Below are 7,581 nucleotides of genomic sequence, written 5' to 3'. Positions count from 1 at the left end.
CCGTCGACAGTGGTCGACGGGCGGCCGGTATCCGCTGAGAGGATCACCTCAGGGCGGTCACATCAGGTAGCACGCCTCCGTGTACTCGAAGTCGGCCGCCGTGGGTCCCTCGTACCACTCCTCCTCCAGGACGAGGCCCGTGGGACTGCCCGGCTCGATCCGGTTGATGATGCTCGAGCGGGACGCGTTCTCGTTGACGTCTCCCGAGTAGTCCCCGGCTCCCTCCGCGAACATCCCACCGGTGTCGACCCCCGTCAGCGAGTCGACCGACTCGTAGAGACCGCTTCGGGTGAGCTCATCGTTCTCGACCGCTTGCTCCAGGAGTCCGTGGATGACCGACGAGGCACCCCAACCCAGGACGAACCAGTCATCGGGCTCGGTCCCCATGGATTCGGCGACCTCCCGCATCTCGATGTGGCCTTCCGAGTCGTGGCCCCACGGAGCCACCGCTCCGGCGTGCAGGTAGCGCGCCTCGAGTGCCGGCGCGGCCTGGCTTCCCATCAGACCGGCGCTCCACGTGGGAGTGGAACCGATGAACTGGCCCTCGAACCCCTGCGCGACGGTGGCACCCACGATGGCGCCGGTCTCGATCGCACTGGTGGAGAGGACCACGACGTCCGGTTGATCGGCCAGGATCCGCTGGATCACCGCGGTCTGCTCGTCGGTCCCGCCGGGGGCCGTGGTGTACCGGGTGAACTCGACACCGCGTTCCTCGGCGGCGATCTCCGCGCCCTTGGCGGCGTCGTCACCGTAGTCACCGGGGAAGTGCACCGCGCCGACACTCGTCGCGTCGAAGTTGTCGACGGCGTAGTCCACCATGTTCATGGCCTCGGCACAGTAGCTGGTGCCGAACTCCATGACGCCCTCCTCGAACAGCCAGTTCGACCCCAGGGATGCGGGGACCGTGACGATGTTCTGCTGCCGGGTGTCGTCGAGGATGCCGTTGGTGTGGGCGGTGCCCATCGAGTGGGCCAACATCAGGACCTGGTCCCTGATCTCCCGGTACTCCTGGGAGTGGGTGGTCTCGTTGTAGGCGTTGTCCCGGACGTGGGTCACCATGTCGACCTCGTAGTCGCCGATGCCGCCGTTCTCGTTGACGTTCTGCCAGTAGGCCTGGGAGCCCTCGATCATCGGGGCGCCGATCGGTGAGAACGGTCCCGTCAGGTCGGTGATCGCTCCCAGGTAGATGCAGCCCTTCGAGTCATCGATCGCCTGTGAGCACGGTTCCTCGGTGACGCCGGCGACCTCGGTGTCTCCGCCGTCGTCGCGGCCACAGCCCGCCAGGACCAGGGCGATCGCCGACAGGCCGGCCACCCCGCTGCGTAGTGTCTTCGACTTCATGGTGTTCTCCTCAGGTGTTCAGTGGGTGGGTTCAGTAGGTGAACGGGAAGCTCTTCCAATACATCCGCATTCGCAGCCACACGCCGTACAGACCGCGCGGTTCGAACAACAGGAACGCCACGATGAGGCCGCCGTACAGAATCGCCTCGACCTCGAAGATGTTGGGGCTGGCGTTGGGTGCAGTGGAGATGAACGGGAACAGGTGGGCGACCTCCGCCGAGATCCGGGGAAGTGACGCGATCAGCAGGGCGCCCATGATCGACCCGGAGATGGTCGCGGCCCCGCCGATGAAGACGATGGCGACGAACTGGATCGACATGATCAGTCCGAACTGCTCCGGCCCGAAGTGTCGGTTCGCGACGAACAGCAGTGACCCGCACACGCCGGCGTAGAACGACGAGACCGTGAACGCGATGAGCTTGTAGCGCGCCAGGTCGACGCCCATGACACCTGCCGCGATGTCGCGATCGCGGATCGCCCCGAAGGCGCGCCCGATCCGCGAGCGGGCGATGTTCCGGGCCGCGAGCGCCCCGATCAGGAGGAGTGCGAGGAAGAACCAGTACAGCTTCTGGTCCGAGGTGAACGCACTGTCCAGGGTGAGGTCGTTGCCGAACACGACGGGGCGCGGTGCTTCGCGACCGACTCCCGGCCCCCCGGTGACACTCGACCACTCGGTGAAGATGTAGGTGCCGAGGAACACGAGGCCCAGCGTCACCACCGCGAGATACAGACCCCGCAGCCTGGTGGCCAAGGGGGCGACGACCACCCCGCAGAGCGCCGCCATCGCACCCGCGGCGATGATCCACACCGGGACGAAGGTGATGCCCAGGCCCAGTGCGCGCCCTTCGGGATCGCCGGCCACCACCGATGCGGTGTACGCCCCGACCCCGACGAAGAACGCGTGGCCGAGGGAGATCTGACCTGCGTAGCCGGTGATCAGGTTGAGCCCGATACCGCCGATGGCCAGAACGAGTCCCAGGCCGAGGATCCGCAACAGGTCGTCGCTGACGTTGAACGGCAGGAGTACCGCGATTCCGATGAGTATCGCGGCGCCGACCGCCTTGGCGCGCGTGTTGAACAGCGCCTGTTCCTGCCGGTAACTGGAGTACAGCTCCGGCCGACCGCGGGGCCGTCCGAAGAAACCGGTCCGACCTCCGGCCCCCGACTGCGACGTCGGGGATCCCGATGCGGACCCGGCCGACCCGCGGGACCCGCTCGAGGTATCGGATGGGTCCGCTGAAGATACGAGATGGCTCATACCCGTTCCACCTCCTTGGTGCCGAACAGTCCGTGTGGCCTGACGAGAAGCACCGCCAGCATGATGATCCAGGGCATCAGCGGTCCGAGATTGGTGGTGAGTTCCGGGAACCACTGGTTGTGATAGGTCGACACGACGGCCTGGGCGATACCGATGGTCAGGCCGCCGATGATCGCGCCACCTATCGAGTCGAACCCGCCGATGACGATCGCGGGCAGTGCGATGAGTCCCACCAACCACAGGGTGTTGCCGATAGGACCGCCGGTCGCGGCGAAGATCCCCGCGATCGCGGCCAGCGCACCGGCCATCGCCCACGACAGCGCGAAGATCAGGCTGGCGCTCACCCCCTGGGCCATCGCGGCCTCCTGGTCGGAGGCGACCGCCCGCATCGCCAGGCCGACCGAGGAATACCGGAAGAACAGCAGGAGGGCGATGACGATCACCGTGGCGGTGACGAACGCCGCCACGTGCCTGTGTTGGACGACGACCCCGGCGATCACCGAGACGTCGGTTCCCCACGGGTCCCCGACCGACCGCGGTTGAGAACCCAGGAACATGCCGGCGATCGTGCGGAGGACGATATCCAGTCCCACGGTGATGATCGCGATGATGAACACCGCCTTGCCGATCATCGGTCGGATCGCCGTCCGTTCGACCAGCAGAGCCACGACGCCGATGGCGACCACCCCGAGGATCGCTCCGACGTAGAAGCCCATCACCGGAGCGAGGAAGCTGACGATGATCGCACCGGACATGAGGAACGCGGGCTGCGCGAAGCTGATAACGCCGGTGGCCTTGAAGATCATGACGAAGCCGATCGCGACGAGTGCGTAGATGGCACCCGAGCCCAGACCGACGCTCAGGGCACTGAGAAACTGGGTCATCGTGCCCCCTCGTACAGCTCGTCGACGAGGTCCGCGAACATCCCCGTCACCGCCGAGCGCTTGACCTTCTGGGTCGCGGTCAGCTCGCCCTCGTCGTGATCGAGTTCCTTGGGCAGCAGTGCGAACGCCTTGACCTGCTCCACGGCGTTGAACCTCTCGTTGGCGGTGTCGACGACCCCCTGCACCAGCTCGCGGACCTCGGGTTTCTCCGTCAGGTCGCGGTAGGTGGTGTAGGCGATCCGTTTGCGGGTGGCCCAGTCGCCGACAGTGTCGAGCTCGATCCCGATGAGCGCGGTGAGGAACCTGCGGCCGTCGCCGATCACGAGGGCCTCCTTGATGTAGGGGGACACCTTGAGGGCGTTCTCGACCTCCGACGGGGACACGTTCTTGCCGCCGGCGGTGATGATGATGTCCTTCATCCGGTCGGTGATCGTGACGTGGGTCCCGTCGACCCATTCGCCCACGTCCCCGGTGTGGAGCCAGCCCTCGGCGTCGATGGTCTCGGCCGTCTTCTCCGGGTTGCGCCAGTACCCGGCGAACACCGCCGGGCTCCGGACCAGGATCTCGCCCGTGGTCTCGTCGATCTTCAGCTCGGTGCCCTCGTGGGGCTCACCCACGGTTCCGAGCTTCACCCGTCCGGGCTTGTTGGTGGTGGCGATCGCCGAGTTCTCGGTCATCCCGTAGAGCTCGTGCATCGGTACACCGATCCCCATGAAGAACTTGAGCACCTCCGGGGCGATCGGCGCAGCTCCGGAGACCGCGTAGCGCGCGTACCGCAATCCCGTCCGGACCCGCAGCGCCCGGTACATGCAGATCCACCCCAGCACGTACCACGTGCGGCTGGCCGGGGTGTGCCGGCCGCCGTTCGAGACCAGGGCATCGCCGATCCGCTCGGCCCGCGCCAGCCAGAAGCCCGACCACTTCCGCTTGAGCCAGGTGGCGTCCTCCAGACGAATCTGGGCCGAGGCCAGGAGTTTCTCCCAGATCCGCGGAACACCCATCACCAGGGTGGGCTGCACCTCCTGGAGGTTCTGGGGGACGGTGTCGATGGACTCGGCAAACGTCACCTGGAGCCGGCTCGCGCAGCTCATCCAGGTGGTGAAGAAGCGCTCGGCGACGTGCGAGAGCGGGAGGTAGGTGAGCACGTAGTCGGACGGTCCCGGCGGCGGATCGGACGTCCCCCCGCGGGTCATGACGGTGTCGATAGCGAACTCGACGTTGGACGTGGTGAGCATGGCTCCCTTGGGCGGGCCGGTCGATCCCGAGGTGTAGACGAGGGTGATCAGGTCGTCGGGCTGTGCCTGCTCCATCCGCCGGTTCACCGCCCCGTCGTCCCTCTGACGGTGCTCGCGACCGAGTGCAAGGAAGTCGTCCCAGTAGATGAGGCGCTCGTCGTCGTAGTGTCCCCGGATCCCGCGCGGCTCCAGGTACACGATGTGCGCGAGGTCCGGACACTGGTCGGAGACCGCCAGCGCCTTGTCCACCTGTTCCTGGTCCTCGGCCACCAGCAGCCTGACCTGGCTGTTCTCCAGCAGGTACCCGACCTCGGCGGCCGGGTTGGTCGGATAGACGCCCACACTGACGCCCCGGACGGCCACGGTCGCGATGTCGCAGATCAGCCACTCGGGGCGGTTCTCGCTGTGGATCGCGACGCGGTCCTGGGTGTCGATCCCGAGCGCGATCAGCGCGTGCGCGACGTCCTGGATCTGGTCCCAGTACTGCGCCCAGGTGGTCGGCTGCCAGACACCCCGGGACTTCCTGCGCAGTGCCACGTCCCCGGGGTGGGCGGCGGCGTTGTCCCGCACCCGCGTGGCCAGAGTGGTGGTGCTCATCAGCTCCCCCCTCCGTCCGCGGGCACCGCGGCCTGGCCGCCCAGATAGGCCTCCACCACCGCCGGGTGGCTCTGGACCTCCGCAGGGGTGCCGAGGGCCAGCGGGGCGCCGAAGTCGATGGCCAGCACGCGGTCCGCGATGTCCATCACCAGGCTCATGTCGTGCTCGACGAGGATCATGGGGGTCTTGAACTCCTGTCGGATCGAGAGCAGGAAGCGCGCGGTGTCCTCGGTCTCCTCGAGGTTCATCCCCGCCACGGGTTCGTCGAGGAGGAGGATCTCGGGTTCCATGGCCAGGGCCCGCCCCAGCTCGATGCGTTTCTGGATGCCGTAGGGCAGCAGCCCCACCGGGAGCTTGCGCCACGCCTGGAGTTCCAGCAGGTCGATGATCTCCTCGACCGCGGCGCGGTTCAGTTCCTCCTGGCGTCTGGCCGGCCCCACCCAGGCGATCGCCGCGAGCGTGCCGTAGCGGAACTTCACGTGCCGGCCCAGCATGAGGTTGTCGACCAACGTCAGGTTGGCGAACAACTCGACGTTCTGGAACGTCCGGGCGACCCCCAGGCGGGCGATCTTGTGCGGACGCATCCCCAGGAGCTGTTGTCCCCTGAGCTTCACCGACCCCTGCTGCGGCCGGTACACGCCCGAGAGGACGTTGAAGATGCTGGTCTTCCCGGCGCCGTTGGGGCCGATGATCGCGAAGAGCTCGTCCGGGTTGACGGTGAAGTCGACGCCGTCGATCGCCTTGAGGTTCCCGAAGGCCAGGCTCACCTGCGAGAACTCGACGACCGGGGTGGAGGTGGACGGGTTCGTCATGACGCCCACCTCTTGCGCCGCCGGTACTGTTTGACGTCGCGATAGGACTTCGTCTCGTCGGAGTCCGAGCGCGCGCCCAGGTAGAACTCGCGGATGTCGTCGTTGTCGAGCAGGTCCGCCGCGGGCCCGTCCATGACCACGCGGCCGGTCTCCACCACGTACCCGTGTCGGGCGATCGACAGCGCCATCGCCGCGTTCTGCTCGACCAGCAGCACCCCGGTCCCCTGCGAGTTGATCTCCACGATGATGTCCCGGATCTGCTCCACCATCTTGGGCGCCAGGCCCAGGCTCGGCTCGTCCAGCAGGAGGTATCGCGGTGCGGACATGAGCGCCCGGCCGATCGCCAGCATCTGCTGCTCGCCGCCGGACAGGTAGCCGGCGACTCGCGACCTGCGCTCGTGGAGGACGGGGAAGAGCCCGTAGACGCGCTCGAGGCCCTCGCGGAGGTGGCGGCGCGTGACGTGCGCGCCGATGCGCAGGTTCTCCTCGACCGAGAACTCCTTGAAGATCCGTCGCCCCTCGAGGACGTGCTTGACGCCGTGTCGCGCGATCGCGGGTGCGCTCAGCGAACCGATGTCCTCCCCGTCGAGGGTGACCGACCCCTTGGTGATGGCCCCGTTGTGGACATCGAGTAGTCCGGAGAGGCTGCGCAGCAGCGTCGACTTGCCGGCTCCGTTCGCGCCCAGCAGCGCGACGATGTGGCCGTCCGGCACGTCGAAACTCGCACCTCTGATGACGAGCATCGCGTCGTCGTAGACGACCTCGAGATTACGAACTGATAACACTCGGCCTCCTGGTGTGATGGAGACCACACTATTCTCAGGTGTCCGAACATTTCTGTGTTTAGGCCGATTTCTCTGATCATGTTCTCGGCGGCGCCGGGCTGGGCGAAGTCCCTGCGGGTGGCGCCGGAGTCGTGATACGTGAGGCCAGTCCACCGTCCTCGACCTGATTGACCTGCGACGATGCAGACCCGCGCGAGATCGGGTCCGGCGAGGACGGACGCGGCCAGGCGAGGCGTCGATCGTCTCTACACGTGTGTTAACCCCGTCATCGGACCCTGTGGATCGGCCCGGAACCCGGCGTCCGGAGCCTCCTCAGGCCAGGGTCCCGACCCGGTCGACGGCGGACACCGCGTCGGCCACCACCTCTACACCCGGAGCGGCCCCCGGGCGGCGCACCACGACCACCGGCACCCCGAGTTCGGCGGCCACCGCCATCTTCGGCCAGGTGTGCACGCCTCCCGAGTCCTTGGTCACCAGCACGTCCGCCCGGTGCGCGGTGAACAGCGCCCGCTCGCCCTCGGCCGAGTAGGGACCACGGTCGAGCAGGAGCCGCCACCGGGCGGGGATCGTCCCCTCGGGCGGGTCGACCACCCTCACCAGCGCCTCGCGGGTGGCGAGCGGACCGACGAACCTCGCCAGTGACTGTCGGCCGACGGTGAGGAACGGGCG

7 protein-coding genes are annotated in these 7,581 nt (G+C 67.4%); all 7 read right to left on the bottom strand.

Translation table 11 applies throughout. The features are described 5' to 3' along the window. Positions 1–57 precede the first annotated feature (57 nt). Positions 58–1,341 carry an ABC transporter substrate-binding protein gene (locus G6020_RS01475; RefSeq protein ID WP_182609430.1) on the bottom strand — a complete coding sequence of 428 codons (1,284 nt, stop codon included), beginning with the start codon at positions 1,339–1,341 and terminating at the stop codon, positions 58–60. 31 nt (positions 1,342–1,372) lie between these two features. Further along, positions 1,373–2,599 (bottom strand): branched-chain amino acid ABC transporter permease, encoded by a 1,227-nt coding sequence (locus G6020_RS01470; protein WP_179524135.1) that lies wholly within the window; start codon positions 2,597–2,599, stop codon positions 1,373–1,375. Continuing rightward, positions 2,596–3,483 (bottom strand): branched-chain amino acid ABC transporter permease, encoded by an 888-nt coding sequence (locus tag G6020_RS01465; RefSeq protein ID WP_179524134.1) that lies wholly within the window; start codon positions 3,481–3,483, stop codon positions 2,596–2,598. The genes G6020_RS01470 and G6020_RS01465 overlap by 4 nt, the downstream gene beginning before the upstream one ends. Beyond that, positions 3,480–5,315: an AMP-binding protein gene (locus G6020_RS01460; protein WP_179524133.1), complete on the bottom strand. Its 1,836-nt coding sequence runs from the start codon at positions 5,313–5,315 to the stop codon at positions 3,480–3,482. The genes G6020_RS01465 and G6020_RS01460 overlap by 4 nt, the downstream gene beginning before the upstream one ends. Continuing rightward, complete coding sequence (locus tag G6020_RS01455; protein ID WP_182609429.1) at positions 5,315–6,127, bottom strand: ABC transporter ATP-binding protein; 813 nt, start codon at positions 6,125–6,127, stop codon at positions 5,315–5,317. Before G6020_RS01455 ends, G6020_RS01460 begins: the two co-directional genes overlap by 1 nt. Further along, on the bottom strand, positions 6,124–6,870 hold the full coding sequence (locus G6020_RS01450) for an ABC transporter ATP-binding protein (RefSeq protein ID WP_194305911.1): 747 nt from the start codon (positions 6,868–6,870) through the stop codon (positions 6,124–6,126). Before G6020_RS01450 ends, G6020_RS01455 begins: the two co-directional genes overlap by 4 nt. 354 nt (positions 6,871–7,224) lie before the next feature. Beyond that, positions 7,225–7,581 (bottom strand): precorrin-6A/cobalt-precorrin-6A reductase (locus G6020_RS01445; protein WP_182609427.1); only part of this gene is annotated, 357 nt, incomplete at its 5' end.

Source organism: Dietzia sp. B19 (assembly GCF_014145155.1).
Classification (GTDB): Bacteria; Actinomycetota; Actinomycetes; order Mycobacteriales; family Mycobacteriaceae; genus Dietzia; species Dietzia natronolimnaea.
The sequence above is the reverse complement of the archived record's forward strand: the minus strand, read 5'-3'. Positions and strand labels throughout refer to the sequence as shown.